Source organism: Microbulbifer yueqingensis (assembly GCF_900100355.1).
Lineage (GTDB): Bacteria > Pseudomonadota > Gammaproteobacteria > Pseudomonadales > Cellvibrionaceae > Microbulbifer > Microbulbifer yueqingensis.
Genome location: NZ_FNFH01000008.1, coordinates 49,944 through 73,060 on the forward strand (window position 1 = coordinate 49,944; position 23,117 = coordinate 73,060).

Consider the following 23,117-nt stretch of genomic DNA (forward strand, 5'->3'; position numbering starts at 1 on the left):
CCGCGAAGCGGGCTTCCAAGCGACCGCCCCCCACAAAAAGACCACCTCTACCCAGCCAGGGTGGCCTTTTTGGTATTTAACCGTCTTCTCCGAGGCTCCCTTTAGGCCTTGTTCGAGCCGTAGGCGCGCAGCGCCGGAGACCAGCGAGCCCGAAGGGCGAAGCTACCCGGAGCGCAGCGGAGGGCCGCGACCGCAGAGAGCGCATCCTCTGGGGCAAGCCCGCGAAGCGGGCTCACTCTGCCCTTTCCCCAAGCAGACCACCCCTACCCACCAACGGTAGCCTTTTGGTGTTTAACTGCACCTCACCTTTCGTCAGGCTTCTTTGAGCTCACAACCCATCAGAGGGCCGCGTAGCGACCCCCTCTTGTGAAAAGGCGACAGGGCTATAAGTTACTGGATCACCAGGTAGGCGACCTGCTCCGTAGTGTGGTTGCGCTCCTGGTTGGCCAGCTGGTCCTCATCCACCATGGGAGCGATGCTGGTACTGGTGGTGGATTCGCGCAGTGCTGCCCAGCTGCCATCCCCCCCGTCCATACCGGACTGCGAAAGGATAGTGGTAGCCGGAGAGGCCAGGCCGGTGTAGCTATAGGTCACCGCTGAATTGTCCGGGCCGCGTACGGTATCGGCACCCAGACCCGCCACCAACTCGCGACCATTGACGCTGGCGACACCGCTCTCAATTACCAGATAGGCCAGTTTCTCATTAACGCGGTCGGTATCGGGATCCTCGCCGGTGTGCTTGCCCAAATAGATGGCATCGTTCGCCGCAGGGGCTGTATGGCTGCTGCCCCGGCTCCAGAACACCGACCAGCGGCTGTCGTTGGCCGAAGCCACCTGGCCGAAAACTGCCGGGGCACTATAGGTGTTCAGGGGAGTGAACTGCTCGCCCTGCCAGCTGCCTTTGTGATCACTTGTAGTGCTGGTGAAATACCCCGCCTCCATAGTGATGCCATGGACAGCAGCGGTATATGCACCCGCCTCCACGACGACATAATGCACCGGCAGGCTGACGGGATCCGTGAGGCCATCCACGCGCTGCAGACGGATATCGAACTGGTTGCCGGCGACATTGCGCAGGCGAACCACCACCGGCGGCATTTCGGCGGTGTATTGCGGCGTGGTGACAATCACCGGCGCGGTGTAGGTACGCGGCATGGTTACGCGCGTCCAGCTGTCGGCAGTGACTGCAGGCAGCATCTCGCTGTGCAGGAACGGGTTTCCCGGGTCACCGGGATCAGTCGGATCAGTCCCTTGCTGGAACTCCGCCAGGTTGCTGCGTTCGTCACCATCGAGGTCTTGCTCCGCATCGGCGGCATCGAGCGCATCGAGACCGTACTGGTTTTCCCAGGCGTCCGGCAGGCCGTCATTGTCATCGTCGGTGTCGGTATTGTTACCGATGCCGTCGCCATCGGTATCGACGGACTCGGCCGGGTCCAGCGGCCAGAGGTCGACGTTGTCGGCCGCACCGTCGCCATCGGAGTCGCTGTTAAGCGGGTCCGTGCCGAGCGCGTATTCCTGCAGGCCGGTGAGCTGGTCGCCATCGGCATCGGCACTGGCATCGGCGGGATCCAGGGGATCCAGGCCCACCTGGATCTCCCAGTTGTCCGGCAGGCTGTCGTTGTCGTCGTCGGGGTCGGCATTGTTGCCGATACCATCCCCATCGGTGTCCAGTGACTCAGCAGCGTCCAGGGGCCACAGGTCCGCGTCGTCGGCGGCGCCGTCCCCATCAGTGTCTGCGTTCTTCGGGTCGGTACCAAGCTGGTATTCCGACAGGCTCGAGAGGTTGTCACCATCGGGATCAGCGCTGGCATCGACAGGGTTCAGCGGGTCCAAGCCATATTGGCTCTCCCAGCTGTCCGGCAGGCTGTCGTTGTCATCGTCCGGATCGGCATTGTTGCCGATGCCGTCGCCATCGGTATCGACAGACTCAGCCGGGTCGAGGGGCCAGAGATCGACGTTGTCGGCGGCACCGTCGCCGTCGGAATCAGGATTCAGCGGGTCCGTGCCCAGCTGGTATTCCGACAGGCTCGAGAGATTGTCACCATCGGGATCAGCGCTGGCATCGACGGGATTCAGCGGGTCGAGGCCATGCTGGCTCTCCCAGCTGTCCGGCAGGCTGTCGTTGTCATCGTCAGGATCGGCGTTGTTGCCGATACCGTCCCCATCGGTATCGACAGACTCAGCCGGGTCGAGAGGCCACAGATCCGCGTCATCGGCTGCGCCGTCCCCATCAGTGTCTGCGTTCTTCGGGTTGGTACCAAGCTGGTATTCCGACAGGCTCGAGAGATTGTCACCATCGGGATCAGCGCTGGCATCGACGGGATTCAGCGGGTCGAGGCCATGCTGGCTCTCCCAGCTGTCCGGCAGGCTGTCGTTGTCATCGTCGGTGTCGGCGTTGTTGCCGATACCGTCCCCATCGTTATCGACGGACTCGGCCGGGTCGAGGGGCCAGAGATCGACATTATCGGCCGCACCGTCGCCGTCGGAGTCGCTGTTGTGGGGGTCCGTGCCCAGCGCGTATTCCTGCAGGCCGGTAAGCTGGTCACCATCGTCATCAGCACTCGCATCAGCCGGATTCAGCGGGTCCATGCCATTCTGGACCTCCCAGCTGTCTGGCAGGCTGTCGTTGTCATCGTCCGGATCGGCATTGTTGCCGATGCCATCGGAATCGCTGTCGAGGGTCTCTGCGGGATCGAGAGGGAAACCGTCGACACTATCGTCAATACCATCCCCGTCGGTATCGGGGTTTGTGGGATCGGTGCCGAGGGCCAGCTCCTGTTGATAGGTCAGGCCATCGCCGTCCATATCCCCGAGCTCGTCGACAAGCGGGTCGGTACCGGCGACGAACTCATAACGATTGGGTACGCCGTCGTAGTCCGGGTCGTCAGCACCGTCGATGGCGTAGAGAGGACTGAAGCCGTAAAGCTCTTCCCAGCTATTGGGCATACCATCCCTGTCCTGATCGGCATAATAACGTCCGTCGAGCGGATAACGGTCATAACCATCCGGTACGAAATCGCCGTCGGTATCACTATTCAGGGGATCGGTACCGAGCTGGTATTCCTGTAGCGGTGTCAACTGGTCATCATCACCCATGCGCGGGTCGTTCGCGTCAAATGCATCATAGGGGCTCAGGCCATTGCCTAACTCCCAGGCGTCTGGCAGGCCATCGCCGTCGGTATCACGTTGATACCGGAAATCGGTGGGGGCGATATCACGGTTGTCAGGTTCGCCGTCGCCGTCCATATCCGGGTTGTCGATACTGGTGTTCGCCAGGAATTCCGCCAGGTTATTTAGGGTATCCCCATCGCAGTCCGCACTGGCATCGGTGGGATTACTATCTGAAAGACAGCCGGGGAAACTCGCCTCGAACTGGGCCGGCAGGCCATCGCCGTCATAATCTCGCGAAAATTCCGGCCTGGTGGGCCAGGCATCCTGCCCATCAATGATTCCATCTCCATCAGTATCTGCCACGTCAACACGGCTACCGGCCGCGAATTCTTCCCGATCGCTCAGGCCATCGAAGTCCAGGTCGTCCCCGGGCGTTGCGGGGAAATAGGGAGTCAGGCCGTGACTCTCCTCCCACGCGTCTGGCAGGCCATCGCTATCACTGTCGAATGCACGGGTGGGATCCAGCGGCCAAAGGTCCTCGCCATCAAAGGCGTAATCGTTGTCGGTGTCGGTGTGATTGGGATTGGTGCCGGCGGCAAACTCGAGAAACGCGGGCAGACCGTCACCGTCGTAATCGGCGGCACCATCGTACAGATCGTCATCGCGCATATCGTAGGCCTGCTCCCATTCAGCGGGAATGCCGTCGCGGTCGAAATCCATGGTGTAGCGCGGGTCGAGCGGATAGCGGTCGACAAGGTCATCCAGGCCGTCCCCGTCGGAATCATACCTGTCAGGCGCGGTGCCCTTACGGTATTCATCCAGGTTTGACAGCCGATCGCCGTCGGAATCAAGTAGCGCATCTGCGGGATCGTAGGCGTTCAGCCCGTACTTGTACTCGTATTCGTCCGGCATGCTATCGCCGTCTTCATCGAGGCGATAGTTGGGGTCGAGGGGGCTTATATCCTCTTTATCGGGAATACCGTCTGCGTCGCTATCGTTGAGGACCGGATCCGTACCCGCCGCATATTCATCGGCATTGGTCAGGCCATCGCCATCGTCATCCTCAGTGGCATCGCCCGGGAAATAGGGGTTGAGGGGGGGATAGGACAGCTCGAACGCGTCCGGCATACCGTCAGCATCAGAATCCAATGAGTACTCCGGGTTCAACGGGTAGGCATCGTCGCCGTCGGGCACGCCGTCACCGTCCGTATCCGGAAGGTCGGGTCGCGTTCCCTGTTCGTACTCGGCCAGGTTACTGAGACCATCACCATCGGCGTCCTGCTGAGCATCGGCCGGGTCATAGTCATTGAACTGGTAGAGGACCTCGAAGCTCAACGGCATCCCATCGCGGTCGTCATCCAGCGCCCTGGATGGGTCCAGGGGCCACAGATCGTTGCCGTCCCGTTCGCCATCATAGTCGGTGTCGTAATTGAATGGATCGGTGCCAAGGCTAAACTCCTGCCAATTCCTGAGCATGTCACCATCCAGATCCCCAGCAGCGTCCCAGATATCGGAGTCATTGAGGCCGAACTTTTGCTCCCATTCGAGGGGCATGCCGTCGCGGTCGAAATCCATGGTGTAGCGAGGGTCGAGCGGATAGCGGTCGACAAGGTCAATCAGGCCATCCCCGTCGGAATCATCCCTGTCGAGCCTGGTGCCCGCTCGGTATTCAGCCAGGTTCGACAGCCCATCACCGTCGGAATCCAGTAGTGCGTCTGCGGGATCGTAGGGGTTCAGCCCGTACTCATATTCGTATTCGTCCGGCATGCCATCCCCATCTTCGTCCAAGCGATAGTTGGGGTTGAGGGGGCTGGCATCTTCATTATCGAAAACGCCGTCGGAATCGGTGTCCATGAGGAAGGGATCCGTGCCCGCCGCAAATTCATCGGCATTGGTCAGGCCATCGCCATCGTCATCCCTCGTGGCATCACCGGGGTAATAGGGATCGAGGAAGGTGTAGGACAGCTCAAAGGCGTCCGGCATACCGTCACCATCGGAATCCATAGCGTATTCCGGGTCCAGCGGGAACGGATCCTGGTCGTCGGGCACCCCGTCGCGATCGGTGTCCATGAGATCCGGTCGGGTCCCCTGCTCAAACTCGGCCAGGTTGCTGAGGCCATCACCATCGGCATCCTGCTGGGCGTCGGCCGGGTCATAGTCACTGAAACTGTAAAGGACCTCGAAGCTCAGTGGCATTCCATCGCGGTCGTCATCCAGCGCCCTGGAAGGATCCAGGGGCCACTGGTCTGTACCGTCCAGCTCACCGTCATAGTCGGTGTCGGGATTGAATGGATCGGTGTTAAGGGTAAACTCCTGCCAGTTCCTGAGCATATCGCCGTCCGGGTCGAAACTGCCGTCCCAGATGTCGAAGTCATTGAGGCCAAACTTTTCCTCCCACTCGAAGGCCATGCCGTCGCGGTCATCGTCGCGCGTATAGCGGGCATCCGTGGGATAGCGGTCGTAAGTATCGACAAGTCCGTCAGCGTCGGTGTCGCTGTTCTGCGGGTTGGTACCCAGGGTAAACTCGCGCAGGTTGATAACCAGGTCGCCGTCCAGGTCCCCCAGGGCATCGCGCGGGTCTTCGTCGTAGAGGCCCCATTCCAGCTCCCACTTCATTGGCAGGCCGTCGCCATCCCGGTCCTCTGCATATCGGGCGTCGGCTGGGGCAATATCCTCCCCATCCATAACACCATCCTGGTCTGAATTCATATGGCCGGGATCGGTACCGGCGATAAACTCAGCCAGGTTGTCGAGACCGTCGCCATCGGAATCCCGGGTCGCGTCTGCAGGGTCCGCGGGGTTGAGGAAATAGGGATAAGCAAGCTCAAAGGCGTCGGGCAGCCCATCGCTGTCGCCATCGAGTCCGTATCGAGGATCGAGGGGCTGGCTGTCTTTCAGGTCTAAAACCCCATCATTGTCGCTATCGGGATTCGTGGGATCAGTCCCGGCGGTAAACTCAAGCCAATCGCTCAGGCCGTCGCCATCGCGGTCGATATCGGCAGCGTCGTAACTACCAGGCGCAAGCTCATAGCGAACCTCCCACTCGAAGGGCAGGGTGTCACCATCTTCATCAAGGGCATAGGTCGGGTCCAGCGGCCAGAGGTCACGGAAATCCTCTACACCATCGGCATCGGTATCTATCAGCAGGGGGCTGGTGCCCCGGACGAAGTCCATCAGTGGACGGTCTTCAAAACGCTGGTAATCGGCCGGGTCAAAATCGCTCAGGCCATAGGCTTCCTCCCATGCTGCGGGCAGGCCGTCGCGGTCCTCGTCCCGTGCAAAGAGAGGGTTGAGAGGCCAGCGATCTACAAAAAATTCTGGCTCATAGTCACCGTCGGTATCGTCATTGTCGGGGGCGGTACCGAGCTGGAACTCCTGCAGCGGGGTGAGCAGGTCGGGGTCGAGCGCGAATGGATCGAGGGCATCAAAGGGGTCTGACGGGGATAGACCGTACTGGGCTTCCCACTCATCGGGAAGGCCGTCACCATCCGCGTCAAGCTGGTAACGGGGATCCGTGGGAGCTGCATCATCTCCATCAAGCAGCCCGTCACCATCACTGTCAGGGTGGTCGAGGCGAGTCTTCGCAGCAAACTCCTGCAGGGCTGTCAGGCCATCCGCGTCAAAATCCGCCTCATCGTCACCCGGGGAATAAGGGTCGAGCCAGAACCGGGTAAGTTCAAAATTATCCGGCAGGCCATCGCCATCAGTATCTCTACGGTAAGCCCGGTCGAGCGGCCAGGGATCCTCCCTATCCGGGACAAGGTCCCCATCGGTATCCTCACGATCAATCCGGGTGCCGAGATGAAATTCCTCGATTGTACTCAGGCCATCGTAATCCGGGTCTTGGTGGGCATCGTCGGGGTAAGCCGGATCCAGGCCATGACTGAATTCCCACGCATCGGGCAACCCATCCTGGTCATTGTCGAGCGCATAACGGGGATCTGCCGGCCACAAATCTTCGCCATCAGTGACAAGGTCGCCGTCGGAGTCAGGGATATTGGGAAAAGTCCCCGCCTTAAACTCGGCGAGGTTATCGAGGTTATCGCCATCGAGATCAGCGACAGCATCATTGGGATCAGTCGCACTGAGCCCATGAATATTTTCCCAGTAATCAGGGATGCCGTCCCCATCGGTATCGAGCTCGACACTTGCATGCGCTGCGTCGATGGGGATGAGTGTTAGCGCTACAGCGCACAGCAGAAACCCTTGCTTCCTGCAGAAAGCCTTAAATGAAGCCCCCATGAAAATCCTTATTCCAAATCCAGAGTGATAAAAGGCCAGCGAAACCGCACACTGGCTGTAGCCAACCCCACCTCACGATTAGGGCATATTATCAATATGCCCTAATGCAGGTGGGGCCCCCTCCCGTGCAACAGGCTTGGTTTTTATCTGTTTATCTGCGCAGGGAATATGGCAATCGCAAAAACCGGAAATTATATAGACTTGTTATCAGAAATACTTGAGCGAACATTTGTTCGATTTATTTTTATTAGCTAAAAACAGAAGGCTACTGCGGCTGCAATACTGCGACGGCCCGCGCCATACCTACGTTACAGCTGAGGCCCGTCGGCGATACTCGGACAAAACAGGTCTTTCACCGCTTTATTACAGATGATTACACGCAGGGCCTGCTACCCCGAAGGGACCTCCCACAGCCCGTTTATTTCCAGGCGATACTGGATTTGAGTGGCACGAATGCACCATTTATCGAAATGACAGATCCGGACCTGGATGATAGCGACAGGCGAAATCAAGCAGCGGCATAATTGGCCGTTCGGATAAAGGTGTTTTCCGCTCCAACTGATCTGTTTTCATGTTGATGACCAGCTTTTAGATGGCGCCGCTCGGGATGCTCCTGAAACACCTTTATGAAAAAGAGGAATTCGAATTTCTATGAGTTTCGGAAAAGCGGCTGAATTATTATTAACTTATATACAGGCAGGAGTTGCAGTCTGTTTCGCGCGGAATTATAGAGGATAACCTGGCGCACTCACGATGGTGGCGGCGGCAATCGATCCTGGCGACCCACCTATACGGAGAGAGCATTCAAAAATCATTATTACTGCAAGCGTGGCGGCGCTGGTCACCTACGGCATGCAGGGGCCTCGTCCCCTGAAGCCCCACAACCAGCGCCCGACGTGGCAATTAATACATCACGGACTACTCAGAAACCATCTTCACCCTTGCAGTGGGCTGCAGCGCCTGCGACGCCGGGAATTTCAGGGCGACCCTGGATCACAATGATATTTCCCCGAGGGTATTGGCTAGCAGCGGGCCTCTTGCTTTACCTGAGGCACCACTGCCCTGTCGGTTAGTCGCGAGCCAGTTGCACTGCGAATCACACCAGCCTGTGCACCACCCGGTGACTCCCCGCCTCACTGAACTCGGTACTGTCGATGTTATCCACAAACCGCCACTCGGCCTGGACCTGCTCCCGGTTGAAGGTCAGGGACATGAAGCCGCGCTGGTGCAGGTTGCAGTACTGCAGGTCGTCGATCAGTACCGGCATGCCCCGGGCCAGCTCGACCGCGGACTGCTCGTCCAGCTTGAGGTAGGCCTCCATCCCCGGTGAGGTCACGCTGGGCGTGGCGAATTCCAGCCCCACCAGCCTGCCGCTGTCGTCGGTCAAATGGTTACTCCAGGCGTTGTGGGTGTCCCCCGCCACCACGACTAGGTTCTTTTTCAGCCTGGCGATATGGCGAAACAGAGCCTCACGCTCCACCGCGTAACCATCCCAGGCATCCAGGTTGTAGGGCACTACCTGCGCCAGGCGCGCGCGCTGGGCGTCGGTCAGCGGCTGTCCCTGCAGGCTGGCGGCTTTCAGCTGGACCAGCTCGCGGGTGGGATCCGGTTTCTTGCCGCGGCTGTAATAACTCATGAGGACTTCGGCCGGCAGGAGCATCTTGCCCATCAGCACCTGCTGGCCCAGCAGCTGCCAGTGGCCGGTGGACTTCTCCAGCGTCTCCGCCAGCCAGTTCCGCTGGGTGGGGCCGAGCAGGGTGCGCTCCGGGTCCGCCAGCGCCGCACCGAAGGCGCGGCCGTCGAAGCTGCCGTCCTCGCCCAGGTAGGCGGCGAAGTCGATCTGTTTATCGCGGCCGATCACGCGGGTATCAAGCATATGCAGATCCAGCAGGTCGCCGAACTGGAAGCTGCGGTAGATCTGCGGCCTGGTGTCGCCCATGGGCGGACGGATGGGCAGCCATTCGTAATAGGCCTGGATCGCCGCGGCGCGGCGGGCGAAAAAGTCGCCCTCTTCCGCACTGTGGTTCTCCGCCCCCTCTTTCCAGGTATCGTTGGCCACCTCGTGATCGTCCCACACCGCGATAAAGGGAGCGGCCGCGTGCAGCGCCTGCAAGTCCTCATCGGTGCGGTAGAGGGCATAGCGCTTGCGGTAGTCCGCCAGGGCGAGCGTCTCGCCGCCGTTGTCCGCCGGCAGGGCGCGGCCGATTTCCGCCGCGCGCTCGGTGGCATAACCGTCGGCCGGGTATTCATAGATGTAATCACCCAGGTGCAGCACCGCATCCCAGTCACCGCCCTGCGCCGCCAGCGCGTAGGCATTGAAGTAGCCGGCGGGATAGTTGGAGCAGGAGAAGACGGCCAGCCTAAGCTGTTCCACACTGCCCACTGGCAAGGTCCGCGTCTGGCCTACCGGACTCTGCTCATTGGCGCCCACAAACCGGTAGAAGTAGCGGGTAGCCGGCTCCAGTCCCTGCACATCGATCTTGATGGTGTAGTCCCGGGCGATGTTCGTCTCGACACTGCCCCGGCGCAGAACCTGGGTGAAGTCCCGGTCCCGCGCCAGCTCCCAGGTGACCCGCACCCGATCCGCCGGGGATAACCGGTCACTGTCCCTTACCGGGGTGGCGCGGGTCCACAGGATCACGGCGTCCTGCAGCGGGTCGCCACTGGCAACCCCGTGGCGGAAGCTCACGTCGGAGGGCAGCTCCGGCCGGCTCATGGCCTGCAGCGGGGTGGATACCAGCACGCCGCCGCTGGCGGCGAGCGCGGCCTTGAGAAAGTTGCGTCGGTTAAGCCTGTTCACAATCGTCACGCCTGTCTTGTTTTGTTTATCGGTTGTGACCGGAGAGATCAGGCAGACAGTATGACAGCCTTGCTAAAGGCTGTTAAAGCGGGCGGTGCGCCTTTTTGATAGGCTGGCTACAGTAAACCCCATGACGGTCCCGGGCATGAAATTCGCACCCCTGCATATCCCACTCTCCCTCTCCGCCCTGCTTCTTGTGCTCACCGGCTGCGAGCCGGCCCAGTTCGGCGGCGGCACCGCCCTGCCCGATGGCGCGGTCTATTCCGGCGAGCTGGAGAACCAGCTGTTTCACGGCCGAGGCGAGCTGCGCTGGCCGGACGGGCGCCTCTATGAGGGGGAGTTCCACCGGGGCCGGATGAGCGGCCGCGGGCGAATGGTCTATGCCGACGGCTGCACCTACGAGGGTCAGTTCCGCCAGGGCGAGTTCAACGGCCAGGGGCGCTATGCCTGCGGTGACGCCGTGTGGGAAGGGGAATTCGCAGCCGGGGACCTGGTCCGCGGCTCGGTATCCACCGCCGAGGGGGACACCTACGAGGGTGAATTCAGGGATTTCGCACCCCATGGCGAGGGACACCGCACCACCGCCGGCGGAGCCGAATACCAGGGCACCTTCGAGGACGGCTTCCTGGTGCAGGGAAGCTACCGGAATGATGAGGGGTATCGCTACAAGGGCGGCTTCGAATACACCTACTACAACGGCGAGGGTGAACTCACCAGGCCGGACGGCACCATCATCCGGGCCAATTTTGAGTACGGCGAGGCCAATGGCGAGGGTGTACGGATCCGGCCAGTTGAGGAGGGCGAGGCGCAGGAAGAGAAAGGCTATTTCGTCTCCGGCCGGTACTACCCCAGTGAGCAGGCCTACCGGGCCGCCGAGCGGAACCAGCGCGCCGCTGTAGAAGCGAGACTGTACAGCGAGGCGGAACGGCTGCAGTCAAAACTCGCGGGACTGGAACCCCAGCGCCCCGGGGTCCGCGACGTCTATCTGCTTGTGGCGGGTGGTGATGGTACCGAGGGCGTCTTCGCCCGCGAGGTCAAGTGGGTGGCGGAGCGGCTGGGCACTGTATTCGATATCGAAGGCCGCCATATCCGCCTTAGCAACGGGGGCAATGGCGACCTGCCGCTCGCCACCCGCACCAGCATCCGCAAAAGCCTGCACAAACTCGACGAGTTGATGGATCCGGACGAAGACCTGTTGCTGGTTCACCTGGTCAGCCATGGCGACGACAACGGCGACCTCAAGCTGGCCGAAAAGAAGCTGCCCCTGAACGACCTGTCGGTTAAGGACGGCAAGCAATGGCTGGACGAGCTGGATGCCCGCTACCAGTGGATCATAGTCTCCGCCTGCTATTCGGGCCTGTGGAAAGAGGCCCTGGCTAACCCCGAGCGCGTGGTATTCACCTCGGCCGCCAGCGACCGCACTTCCTTCGGCTGCAGTGATGACTCCGAACGCACCTGGTTCAGCTCCGCACTGTATGGCGACGCACTGCAGTCCGGGGTCGACACCCCGTCAGCCTGGTTTCAGGCTGCCAGCCGCCGTGTCACGGAAATGGAGAAAGAGCAGGATATTGAGGAAGATGAACACTCATTACCACAGCACTCGGTAGGCAAGGAATTCTTGCGCTGGTGGACCCAGTAAACACCCCGGTCCCGGTACCAATGGCGACACGAGGGGTTCCCGCTTCCCCCCATCAGCCCCTGTTGGTCACAAACCAGAGTATCGCCAGCACAAGCAGTATCAAGCCTCCGCCTGCCAGGTGCACGGCAGATATGCCCATCGCAATATCCGCGGCCCCCGGCTGCACTTCCTCCCGGGGGTAGTACTCACCCTCATCGCCCTGCACCCTGGCCTCCAGGGACCTGGCAACAGCGATCATCTTGCCGAGAATTTCTTCATCAGGATTCTTTACGCTGATATTGCCATCGCGATAGTAAAACCAGGCCATATTGCCGCCAGGTTCGTGCCCGCTGTAGGCGGTCCAGACGGCAAGGCCATCGCTTTGCACGCGGATAACCGAACCTTCTGCCGTCTTTCCCTCGGCTGAGTTATCCATCCGCATACTGGGATCGCCGTGGACATATTGCTCCCACTCGGCAAGGGAAATGAGGGGCCCCGCGTAGTCAGACCAGTTGTCCTTCCTGGTAATGTGGAGGTCGTACCCCATCACTTATCCTTTTGTATTCGAGCTGGAATTTTTGCGGCAATGCAAGTGCGCAAGAATTGCGGTGACGCATAACGCACCCAGTGCCAACAGCAGATAAACACTGGCCGCCTGTTCGTCCCAGACCACCATGCCATCGAAGTAGCGGCCCTGGTCGTTGTAGGGTAAGACGCTGCGCAGATAAGCGATTCGCGCAAAGATCAGCGAGAGGCCCAAGCTGATGAACGACGCGATGGAAAATCGGTTGAGCTTCATATTCCTATACCAGGCCGTTTCCTGCTGGGAACTGTTCATCAACCTTCATCGTCCGTATCCCATTGCGCCAGGTCGCCAACCGGCCTCGGCAACCTACCAGCCAGCCACTCCGCACAGTTACCCGGCCTGAAACCCGGATCGTTACACTCGATTACCCACGACAGGAATTCCGCCGGCCCTCCATTCATGTAGGGCGGCGGTGAAACTGGGTAGAAACAGGTGGGCAGGCGATCATTTACGGACAGGTAATTCAGGACATGCCCCAGCTCCTGCACCGTTTGCCAGGCAAGATGATGTCCTATGTCGATATCGAACTTGACCCACCAGCAGCCATCATCGTCGGCATCCTGGCCGTTGACGCCCCGTACCGCGGGCACCTGCTCCAGGAATCCGGTCAGCGTGGCGAAAGCACGTTCATCCATCGTTCTCTCTCTTTTACCTATTCGCTCTTACCGGCGACCTCGCCTCAGGCGAGCCCACGGATTATATCCAGCCGGTTCGCCGGGGCCTCCGGCGAGAGGAAATCGGGAATAGTCCTGGCGTTGCGCCGCGGTCGTGCCAGGAACTCGATGGGCCACTCCGCAATGCGCGCTTCTTTCACGTGAATATATTGGCCGGGTTCCGGCTCATCGATATATTCCTCCTGCAGCACCAGCGCCAGTGGCTGCTCCGCGCCGGCTGCAGACCGGGAAAAGGCGAGCGCCTCCTCGCATGAGGCAAAGACATAATAATAATCATCGCCGCCCTCGGTATCCGGCGCGCCGTTACGAGGTGAGCACCACACACGGTACTCAAGCACCTGGTCCCATACGTAGCCTCCCCCGGCCTTCGCGAGCGCATCATAAGTCCCGATCAGATCTGGGGCTTTTACCGCTGGGTAATCGATCATCGTTTCCTGTTTTCCTACAGTGATCTGCACCCGGCCTCAGCCATGCATCGCCAGTTCGGCGATATGCTGAGCCTTTTCTACCGTAATTCCATCGATAAAGTCCTGGTACAGCTCGTGATCGGTCTGGTGCAGGGAGAGGATCGGCCGCTTGCCGTCGGGCTGGGGATAGACGTCCGCGCCCATAGCGTGAGTGCTTTCATAGTAAGGCAGCTGGTTACAGAGCCAGCCAAAATACCCGCGCTGCGGATCCGGCTCACTCCAGGTTTCCACGTAGTGTTCATAGCTGCTGCGACTGAGGGACACCCACACTCCCCACATAAAGGGTTCAGAGACCCCATCGATGGGTATCTCGAGAATGACACGAGCAAAGTAGTGATACCCGTCCTCATCCTGGTAGTAGCACAGGTCATCGCCTAGCTTGCCCTCGCTCTTGATCCCATCGTCCTGGCCCAGCCAGTGATCCGGTGCGCTGAAGCCAAAACTGGGCGAACCCTCGTGGACTTCGCCGCAGCATGAGCATTTGAAGCTGAAGATTCCCGCCATGTTTATTCCATCCCTATTTTTTAGCCCGCCACTTTCGGGTCGACAGTTTCCTTTCTGTATAGGCAATCGCCCCGGGTGCCAGGCGCAGCCAGCAGCAGGAGGCAGAACCTGCAGATGGTCCGCGCCAGGTTTCCGAGGGTCACCATCGCGCGGCCTCTTTCCGCCAGTACTGCTCCGCCTGCCCATCAAGCAGGGGCAGCAGCTCATCCGCAACCCGATGGCAGGGGTCGCGCCAGAAGAAGATACCTTTCGTATCGTAGCGGGACCAGTGATCGGCCCCGGGGCCATCCGCCCCGAGTCGCAGGCGATGCTGGACATCGTGTGCCGTCACCTTCTCCGCGGGTACCGTCTCGCCCCAGTGCATCCTGGCCCCCGCCGCGGGGCAGGCCGCGACCTCCACCACGAACCCGCCTCCCCGGCGGTCAAACTGGAACGTCAGCAGGTGAACAGACTCGCCGGCATAACGACGGAAATGCGGAAATCTCCCGCTAAAGCCGCTTTTCCGCAGCCGCGGGACCACGCGGTTCTTGAGCACAGCGATCATTCGTTCTCGGGAAGGAGGCATAAAAGGGACAATCCTGGTTCCATTCCGCAGTCGGGCGGTCTTCCGCAACGCCTGGCCGTGCGGTATACCCGAATCTTACCCCGGTTAGCGCCCTCCACATCAAGACCTTCCCTGATATCCTTCGCGGAACAAGACCGGTGCCCCAACGGAGTTGCCGCCGGAACCTGCACCGCCCGCAGGCGTCCTAGACTCCGGATCGCACAGATTGGCAACAGAAGGCTTCATGAAACGACAACTGCAACTCGGTGGCAAAATCGCACTATGGCTCGGCATCGCCTTCACTGCCACCAGCATCCTGCTGGTGCTGGCGCTGCGCTGGGTAGACCCGCCCTCCTCCATGGTGATTTCGGCCTGGGAGCGCAACAGCGGCCGGCAGGCACAGCACCAGTGGCGGCCGCTGGAGCAGATCTCACCCCACCTGCAAATGGCCGTGATCGCCGCCGAGGACCAGAAGTTTCGTGACCACTTCGGCTTCGATTTCACTTCCATGATGAAAGCGCTCAACGAGGATCGCGGCCGCATCCGCGGTGCCAGCACCATCAGCCAGCAGACTGCCAAGAACCTGTTCCTTTGGAACGGTCGCAGTTATGTGCGCAAGGCCCTGGAAGCGTGGTTCACCCTGTTGATGGAAATCCTCTGGTCCAAGGAGCGGATCCTGGAGGTGTACCTGAACGTCGCCGAGTTCGGCGAGGGGGTATACGGGGCCCAGGCGGCGGCGCGAAACTTCTACGGCACCTCCGCGCCTTACATCACTCGCTGGCAGGCTGGGCGCCTGGCGGCGGTGCTGCCGAGTCCCAGGCGCATGTCAGCCAGGTACCCCTCGGCCTATGTGCGCAACCGCACCGCGACCATCGTCAGGCAGATGCGCCAGCTGGGCGGGACCGGCTACCTGCGCCAGCTCTGACGGAGCGCCCGGTCAGGATCCGTTTACATTCAGGACCACCTTGCCAACCGAGCGGCCGCTGCGCAGGCACTCAATGGCCCCGTGTGCATCCTCGAAACCAAATTCATGGCCCACGTGGGGCGCCGGCAGGCACAGTCCCGCGCAGCCTTCCAGCAGACGATCGAACAGCGCCTGCTCCTGCCACAGCCATATCAGGTTGAAGGCCAGCACCGAGCGGTTGGTGCTGATCATCTTCATCACGTCGTAGCGGGGGCGCTTCAGGTACAGCCACGCAGCCTTCAGCCAGTTAGGGCGGTCGCCAGGAGTAAATTCTGCGGCCCCGAAAACCACCAGCCGGCCCGTTGGGGCGAGCGCGTCGAACGACTGTTTCTGTACTTCACCGCCGATGCCGTCCAGCACCGCGTGCAGCGGCCGGCCGGCGAGTTGTTTCCGCAGCTGGGCCCCGAAATCGTGGCCGCGCACGATCACCTCTTCAAAGCCCTGCCCGGCCAGGAATTCCCGCTTGGACTCGGAGCTTACTGTTCCAATGGGCACCGCCCCCATCTGCTGCAGCATGCGCATGGCCTGCAGGCCCACACCGCCGGCGGCGCTGTGTACCAGCACCACCTGCCCGGGCTGCACCGCACCCAGGTCGTGCAGCGAGTAATAGGCCGTGAGGCTCTGCACAGGGAAGGCCGCACCCTGTGGAAAGGACCAGTCTTCCGGGAGCCTGCGGCAATGGCCCGGCAAGACATCAACCGAAGTCGCGTAGCCCCCGAAACGGATGCAGCCGTAGACCCGGTCGCCCACCCGCAGGTCGGTATCGGCCGACTCCCCCAGCTCGCTCACCACCCCGCTGAACTCCAGGCCCGGCACAAAGCTGCCTTCAGGCGTGGCCGAGTAGAGGCCGGTAAGGGCAAAGATATCAGCGAAATTCAGTCCCACAGCCCTGACGTCGATGCGGATCTTTTCCGGGGCCAGAGCCGGAAGGTCCTCTTCCACCAGTTTGAGGTCACTGATGGCTCCGGCTTTGCCTATCCGCCAGGCGTTACGCGATTTATTCACTCGTCAATCTGCCTCTCTGCTTGAGGGCCGGACACAAATAGTCCGGTCAGGGCCCACGCGCTTTTAGTAAGGCTGTGCCAACTATAAAAAATCGCGTTTTCTCAAGGATGAAAAAAGCGACGGTAACTTGACTGCGCTCACAGTCTTTAGCCTGCCGTACGTGTGGCAATTGCTACTGGCCCCCGGCAATGTATCTAATCCCGGGCCAAACCAATACACAGGGGGACCTCCACTTGAAACTTGCACACACGTACAGGGCAGCCACTGCATTCTTTCTTATTTACGGCGGGCTTTTCAACTTTGCGTCCGCGAGCGAAGCAAACATTCCGCACAGCTTTTCCGCCGGCACGCCGGCCAGAGCGGCGGAGGTGAACGATAACTTCAATTCGGTAAAGGCCGCTGTCGACGATAATAACGCACGCATTTCCGATAACGCCGCGGAGATTGCAGCTAACAGTAGCGCGATCAGCCAGATGCAGGAGCAACAGACCCACGTCTACGTCGTTAATCCTACAAGCGTAAATACCGCGCGAGAGCCGGAGACGGCGGTAGATCCTTCCGGCATCGTTTCCAGTACCAGTCGTGGAAGCCGGGTCTGGGCGCCCCTATACCTTCCGCAGGGCGCAATCGTAAGCGACATGGATTGCATGGTCGTGGACTATGCCGATCCTGCGAACTTCTCTGGGGGATTCATTAGGTTGATCCGCTATCCGGTCGCCGTGGAGGGCGCCAATCTGGGAGCGGTTTATGAGGCATTGGTGGATATTCCGCTGGAGACAACCGGGGTCGACTTCACATACCAGCGACTAGCTGACTCTGACGGAGTAGTGGAACACCCCGAAATCGATAATTCGCAATATGTTTACACCATTCAATACGTTATCCAGCGCACAGAGGCGTCCAGCCGCCTCGCAGTTTCCCATTGCCGCATCACCTACCAGCACTGAGGCCCGGAAATGACGATATTGAAAAATTTCACCCTGCTTGCCCTCATGGTAATGGGGACACTCAGCGTTAATGGCTGTGGGTCGGATTCCGGTTCCGGATCCACCAATAACGTCGCGACAACCACAAGCACGCCGCAGCCGGAGCCCACCACCGCTAACTGGGATGAGTTCGACTGGGATGAGGCGGACTGGGAGTGACCCGGTATCGCGATATTAAAAGCTGATCTCAGGCGCCAATCGCGGCGCCTGCATCCGACTGACTCGTAACCGAGGGCTAGATTCAACGTCAATGGTAACTTTTGGCCAGATCCACGCATCGAGTTTTATTTCCCCACCCACTCTCGCCCGGTAGCGGCCTGCCCACCCCAAGCAGCGATGAGCTATTTTCACGAGGCCCCGCCTGCCCGTTTCCGGCCTGATACCGCACGGCCGTATGTCCCGCCGATAGCGAGAAAAGACACGCGCGCAGTCGCTTTTCCAGCATGGCGGAGCGCCAGTCAACTTTGTAGCTAAAACAGGTCGGTCACACGGTGGCGCCTGTTCGCTCTTGCCGGCTCCGGGCTGTGGTAGCATCGGACCATTCCTCATTACGAGGATCCACATTGCGAATAAATAGAGGGAGCTTGCAAACATCATGCATCGCACCAGAATTGCACTGATATTTACCGCCGCGCTGCTGGCAGCCTGCGGCAAGGGGGGCGAGGAAACAGCCTCCAAGACAGCCAGCGCGCTGCCCGAGGGCGTCACCCTGGTCGAGACCTTTGACGGGGAAGGCGCGGACCTCGCCATCCCCTATACCAAGTACAAGCTCGATAACGGCCTGACCGTAGTCCTGCACGAGGACGACTCGGACCCCCTGGTTCACGTGGACGTGACCTATCACGTGGGTTCCAACCGGGAAGACCCGGGCCGCTCCGGCTTCGCCCACTTCTTCGAGCACATGATGTTCCAGGGTTCGGTCAACGTTGCCGACGAGGAACATTTCCGCATTATCCAGGAGGCCGGTGGCACCCTGAACGGTACCACCAACACCGACCGCACCAACTACTACGAGACGGTGCCGGCCAACCAGCTGGAAACCGTGCTGTGGCTGGAGTCGGACCGCATGGGCGTATTCCTGGATGCGGTTACTGAAGAGAAATTTGAAGTCCAGCGCGAAACGGTCAAGAACGAGCGCGGCCAGCGGGTGGACAACCGCCCCTACGGCCGGGCACTGGAGACCATGTACGCCGCCACCTATCCCGACGGTCACCCCTACTCCTGGCCGGTGATCGGCTGGCTCGAGGACCTGGACCGCGCCGACCTGAATGACCTCAAACGCTTCTTCCTGCGCTGGTACGGCCCCAACAACGCGGTGCTGACCATCGGTGGCGATATCGACAAGCAGCAGACGCTGGAATGGGTGGCCAAGTATTTCGGGCCCATCCCCGCCGGCCCCGAGGTCGAGAACCTGCCCAAGCAGCCGGCCACCCTCGAGTCCGACCGCTATGTCACCCTCGAGGACAACATCCACCTGCCCGCGCTGGCGATGATGATCCCCACCGTCCACCGCGGCCACGCGGACGAGCCGGCACTGGACGCGGCGGCAGAGATCCTCGGCCAGGGCCAGGACTCCATGCTCTACCAGCGCCTGGTGCAGACCGGTCGCGCGGTCCAGGCGAGCGTGTCCCACTCCTGTAAGGAGCTGGCCTGTGAAATGTGGTTTATCGTGATCCAGAACCCCGCCTCCGGCGAGTCCCTGGCGGAGATGGAACAGGCGGTCCGCAACACACTCACCGAGTTTGCCGAGCGCGGCGTCAACAAGGACGACCTGGTCAAGTTCAAGGCCGGCTATGAGTCCAGCCGCGTGTTTGGCCTGCAGTCGGTGTCGGGCAAGGTTTCCGCACTGGCCGACTACGAGACCTTTACCGGCAGCCCCAAGGGTATCGACGACGAAATCCAGGCCTACCTGTCGGTAGAGACCGGGGACGTCACCCGTGTTTTCGAGCAGTACATCGCCGACAAGCCGGCGGTATTGCTCAGCGTGGTACCCAACGGTAAGCCGGAGCTGGCCGCAGCCCCGCAGAACCATGAGTGGGAGCGCACCATCCCCGAGAGCTACGGCGACGATGACAAGGCGCTGGCGCTGCGCCCGGTAAAAGACAACTTCGACCGCAGCGTACAGCCCACCGCGGGGATCAACCCGCAAGTAGAGCTGCCGGGTATCTGGGATACCAAACTCGACAACGGCGTGCGCCTGCTGGCGGTGGAAAATACCGAGACCCCCACCGTCACCGTGCAGGCGGTGTTCGACGTGGGCCAGCGCGATGAACCGCGCGGCAAGGCCGGCCTGACCGCGCTGATGGCTTCCCTGATGGGCGAGGCCACCACCGAGCGGAGCGCCGCAGAGTTTGCCGAGGCCATGAAGCGCCTGGGCGCCTCCATCAGCATCAACGCGGACAAGTACGAGACCACCGTGACCCTCAATGTGCTGGCCAAGCACCTGGATAAGGCCATGCCGCTGATGATGGAGCGCATCCTCAAGCCGGCCTTTACCGAAGAGGATTTCGCCCGCATCAAGCAGCAGACCATCGAGGGACTGCAGCAGGCCCGCAAGACCCCACAGGGCCTGGCTACCCGTGCCCTCGGTGCGGTGATGCGCGGTCCCGAGCACCCGCTCAGCTTCCCCACCAGTGGCCTGCCGGGCACCGTTGCCGCCATCACGCTGGAGGACATCAAGGGCTACTACAAGGCCCACGTCCCCACCCACCTGGGCGGCGTGACGGTAAGCACCAGCCTGCCGAAGGAAGCCACCCTCAAGGCGATGGAAGGACTCGCCAAGCTCAAGGTGGCGCCGGCAGCCCGCCAGGCACTCGCCTTCCAGAAGCCGGCGGTCGAGGGGCGCAAGGTCTACCTGGTGAACAAGGAAGGCGCGGCCCAGTCCAGCCTGCGGGCCAGCCAGTACGCCCTGCCCTACGACGCCCTGGGTGACTACTACCGCGCGTACCTGGGCAACTTCCCGCTGGGTGGCAATTTCAACAGCCGCATCAACCTGAACCTGCGGGAAGACAAGGGCTATACCTACGGCGCGCGCACCTACCTGGTGGGCGAACCGCAGGACGGCCTGTACCTGTTCAGCTCCGAGGTTAAGAAAGATGCGACCGCCGACGCGCTGACCGAGGTACTCACCGAGCTCGAAACCTACGATAAAGAAGGCATGACCGAGACCGAGTTCAACTACCTGCGCTCGGCCATCGGCCAGCAGGAAGCGCTCAGCTATGAGACCCCCGGCGACAAGCTGGGCCTGCTCAGCCGCATCCTGCGCTACGACCTGCCGCTGGACTACCGCAGCCAGCAGAACGCCATCCTGCGGGAGGTCGACCGCAAGACCCTGAACAAGGTCATCAAGGACGTGCTGGAACCGGAGAAGCTGTCCATCGTGGTAGTGGGCGATTCCGCCAGCATCCGCGAGGAAGTGGAAGCGCTGGGCATGCCCATCGTCGAGCTAGATGAGGACGGTTATGTGAAAGAAGCCGAAGAGCCCAAAGAGTCCGCGGAATCCGCCAGCCTCTGAATCGGCTGACACTGTGGTAAATCAAAGCCCGCCATCCGGCGGGCTTTTTCGTTCTAGGCAAGACACCAGTTCCGCCCAATGGCGACCTGGTGTCTTACGAGAGGCGACAAAAAAAGCCCTTCGTTTTTTCCAAAAATCATTGGTGGCGGGGGCGCCTTGAGTTAACGGCTTTGTGATTTACGGGCACTGTCCTGCTTCAAAAAAACCCGCCTACAACCCGAGCCGCTCAGCGACTGACCCGAAGTGAAGACGCCTCCACACAGGGCAAAGCCCGGCCGGCCAGGGAAAAATACCATGCCCGGTTTTTGCCGGTCTCACCGGCCGCTCATGGACTTCGCCTGACAGACCGGGCGTCAGGGCGCTGTCCTCCGGGAGTGGGCAGCCGCATATTCCGCCGCGGTATCATCATCGTCAGCGCCGACGCGCCCGCCAATAACTGCCACCACCAGGCTCAGAGCGTAGGCCACAAAAAACAGCCACAGCATCGCCACGATGTAGTCAGAGATTGCCTCGACGTCCTGTTTGAAGGCCTGGACGAGATCTTTCCTTTCGGCGGCAAGGCGAGACTCCACCCTGGAAACGATAGCCTCAACTTCCTGCGGATTGAGTTCGGTATTGGCGGTCAGGGCCTGTCGCGCCCTCTCGACGTCCCCGGTCAGCAGATGCCGCCCAATCTTGGCGGCGAGTTCCGCATCGAGCTGGCTGAGCGTCTTGCGAAGCTCCGCGCGGCTGACCTTCGGTCCTGCGGCCTGGGCAAGGTTTGCTGTCATTGTGTCCAGCCGGTCTTCCACCATTGCCCTGGCTTCCTCAACGGCCTCGCTCTCCTCGAGGGTTTCGTCGAGTCGGTTCCTTACGCCTGCCAACAGCTCATCGGCTTCCCGGCGCGACAGGTTGATCTCCCGCAACAGTGTCGCCCGCGCCTGGTCGACATTCCCGGCGACCAGGTGCTCTGCCACACGCTGCAGCGTCTGCGGATCGAGTTTTTCGATGGCGGTACGGATCTCGGCCTCGGTAACGCTTGCGCCCCCGGCAGGCTCAACATCCGCGAGTGTGTCGGCCGCTGCCGTCTTCAGCTCAGCGCGAATTTCATCTGTATAGCGGGAGGAGGCCAACTCTGTGAGACCGTCCACCGTCATCCCGGCGCCACGAACCACTTTACCGCCGAGGCTCATGGTAGTGGTCGCTATCCCTTCCGCGGCAGCGGCACCACCCCGGGCTGCGCCACTGAGCAACATGCCGTCAATGATTAAACTGATTATGAGCGCCACGGCCCAGACGACAACACCATGCATCATTCCCGCGCTCCGGGTGCGACGGCCGGACATACGCGCGGCCAGGAAGCCGCCGATAAAGTACACGACAAGCATGGTTGCCACGACCCAGATAACCGTGCCGACGCCCAGCCCCTCCCCGATGGCACCGAGGTCCGTCACATCGACGACACTGAAGCCAATCGCGCTGCCGAGCAGGAGAAGCAGGAAAGAAATCGCAAGTATCGCAAACACGGCTGCGATGACGGCGCCCCAGCTAATGCGGGAGCGATATACCGGGTTTGCAATCGTGACGGGTTCTTCGTGAGTGACCATTTTACTATCCAGCTTTCTTGGTGAGTGTGGAGCCTGTCGGTGCAGTCAAGGTGCCGCCCTCCGCACAACAGGTGCCCGGGTGCGGCAGGTTTCTTCATCGAGAACACGCATGCAGTTTAGCTCCCGATTCGATTCAGGCTGGCGCAGGGATATGGATAGAGCTCCCGGTCGGGCGACAGCTTTACCGCCAGCCGACCTGGCTTCGCAGTAAAAGCTTCTGACTCAGCGACATCTGGTCAGTTTGCGAGGTCATGCTGGGCGCCTGTTAGCAACGTCTCGTTCAACGATGACGTTATTTCCAGGCCAGTAGGTTTTTCCTGGCAGAGCCTTTCGTCTCCAGGCGCACTTGGCTCTATGAGTTGTATCCTGCGCCCGCCTGTGTTCTTGGCAGCGGCGTACTTGAAGCAGCGTAGCTGCCCGCGCAGGGGCCTGTGTGCGCCAATGGACAGGCCTGGCGCTTTGCGGCGCCAATTTTTACCCAAGAAATAACACCAGAAGCCAAAGATGGGAAAACCC

15 protein-coding genes are annotated in these 23,117 nt (G+C 60.8%); 5 read left to right on the forward strand and 10 right to left on the reverse strand.

Annotated features, from left to right (window positions below; genetic code table 11):
- Positions 1-390: 390 nt before the first annotated feature.
- Both BLT26_RS15235 and BLT26_RS15240 read right to left on the reverse strand, forming a co-directional pair.
- Positions 391-7,353 (reverse strand): hypothetical protein, encoded by a 6,963-nt coding sequence (locus tag BLT26_RS15235; protein ID WP_091516611.1) that lies wholly within the window; start codon positions 7,351-7,353, stop codon positions 391-393.
- Positions 7,354-8,449: 1,096 nt separating this feature from the next.
- Complete coding sequence (locus BLT26_RS15240) at positions 8,450-10,153, reverse strand: alkaline phosphatase D family protein (RefSeq protein WP_091516614.1); 1,704 nt, start codon at positions 10,151-10,153, stop codon at positions 8,450-8,452.
- A gap of 145 nt (positions 10,154-10,298) precedes the next feature.
- Between BLT26_RS15240 and BLT26_RS15245 the strand changes: the two genes are divergently transcribed.
- Positions 10,299-11,792 (forward strand): C13 family peptidase, encoded by a 1,494-nt coding sequence (locus BLT26_RS15245; protein ID WP_091516846.1) that lies wholly within the window; start codon positions 10,299-10,301, stop codon positions 11,790-11,792.
- 52 nt (positions 11,793-11,844) lie between these two features.
- Here BLT26_RS15245 and BLT26_RS15250 read toward each other — a convergent pair whose 3' ends face one another.
- The 6 genes from BLT26_RS15250 to BLT26_RS15275 all read right to left on the reverse strand — a co-directional run bounded on the left by BLT26_RS15250 (position 11,845) and on the right by BLT26_RS15275 (position 14,546).
- Entirely contained in the window at positions 11,845-12,318 is a 474-nt protein-coding gene (locus BLT26_RS15250) for a hypothetical protein (RefSeq protein ID WP_175453148.1), read from the reverse strand.
- A 3-nt stretch (positions 12,319-12,321) separates the two neighbouring features.
- Entirely contained in the window at positions 12,322-12,609 is a 288-nt protein-coding gene (locus BLT26_RS15255) for a hypothetical protein (protein ID WP_091516619.1), read from the reverse strand.
- The gene (locus BLT26_RS15260) at positions 12,609-12,992 is read right to left on the reverse strand and encodes a hypothetical protein (RefSeq protein ID WP_091516623.1); all 384 of its coding nucleotides are present in this window, start codon (positions 12,990-12,992) and stop codon (positions 12,609-12,611) included. Before BLT26_RS15260 ends, BLT26_RS15255 begins: the two co-directional genes overlap by 1 nt.
- Before the next feature lie 44 nt (positions 12,993-13,036).
- Positions 13,037-13,459: a GCN5 family acetyltransferase gene (locus BLT26_RS15265; protein WP_091516627.1), complete on the reverse strand. Its 423-nt coding sequence runs from the start codon at positions 13,457-13,459 to the stop codon at positions 13,037-13,039.
- Between the two features lie 36 nt (positions 13,460-13,495).
- A complete protein-coding gene (locus BLT26_RS15270) occupies positions 13,496-14,002 on the reverse strand; it encodes a DUF2199 domain-containing protein (RefSeq protein ID WP_091516630.1) in 507 nt (168 codons plus the stop codon).
- Between the two features lie 139 nt (positions 14,003-14,141).
- Entirely contained in the window at positions 14,142-14,546 is a 405-nt protein-coding gene (locus BLT26_RS15275) for a DUF4304 domain-containing protein (protein ID WP_217631467.1), read from the reverse strand.
- A gap of 244 nt (positions 14,547-14,790) precedes the next feature.
- On the opposite strand from BLT26_RS15275, the gene mtgA reads away from it, so the two are divergent.
- Positions 14,791-15,471 (forward strand): monofunctional biosynthetic peptidoglycan transglycosylase, encoded by a 681-nt coding sequence (gene mtgA / locus BLT26_RS15280; protein WP_091516639.1) that lies wholly within the window; start codon positions 14,791-14,793, stop codon positions 15,469-15,471.
- Positions 15,472-15,483: 12 nt separating this feature from the next.
- Here the strand turns inward: mtgA and BLT26_RS15285 are convergent, their stop codons facing one another.
- Positions 15,484-16,515, reverse strand: coding sequence for a zinc-binding dehydrogenase (locus BLT26_RS15285; RefSeq protein ID WP_091516642.1), 1,032 nt, complete (start codon positions 16,513-16,515; stop codon positions 15,484-15,486).
- A 233-nt stretch (positions 16,516-16,748) separates the two neighbouring features.
- Here BLT26_RS15285 and BLT26_RS15290 point away from each other — a divergent pair, with 233 nt between their 5' ends.
- From BLT26_RS15290 to BLT26_RS15300, 3 genes are all read left to right on the forward strand, one after another.
- On the forward strand, positions 16,749-17,462 hold the full coding sequence (locus BLT26_RS15290; RefSeq protein WP_139169618.1) for a hypothetical protein: 714 nt from the start codon (positions 16,749-16,751) through the stop codon (positions 17,460-17,462).
- A 9-nt stretch (positions 17,463-17,471) separates the two neighbouring features.
- A complete protein-coding gene (locus BLT26_RS15295) occupies positions 17,472-17,660 on the forward strand; it encodes a hypothetical protein (protein ID WP_091516649.1) in 189 nt (62 codons plus the stop codon).
- Between the two features lie 436 nt (positions 17,661-18,096).
- Positions 18,097-21,015 (forward strand): M16 family metallopeptidase, encoded by a 2,919-nt coding sequence (locus BLT26_RS15300; RefSeq protein ID WP_091516652.1) that lies wholly within the window; start codon positions 18,097-18,099, stop codon positions 21,013-21,015.
- A gap of 353 nt (positions 21,016-21,368) precedes the next feature.
- Here BLT26_RS15300 and BLT26_RS15305 read toward each other — a convergent pair whose 3' ends face one another.
- Positions 21,369-22,601 (reverse strand): hypothetical protein, encoded by a 1,233-nt coding sequence (locus tag BLT26_RS15305; RefSeq protein WP_091516656.1) that lies wholly within the window; start codon positions 22,599-22,601, stop codon positions 21,369-21,371.
- Positions 22,602-23,117 lie beyond the last annotated feature (516 nt).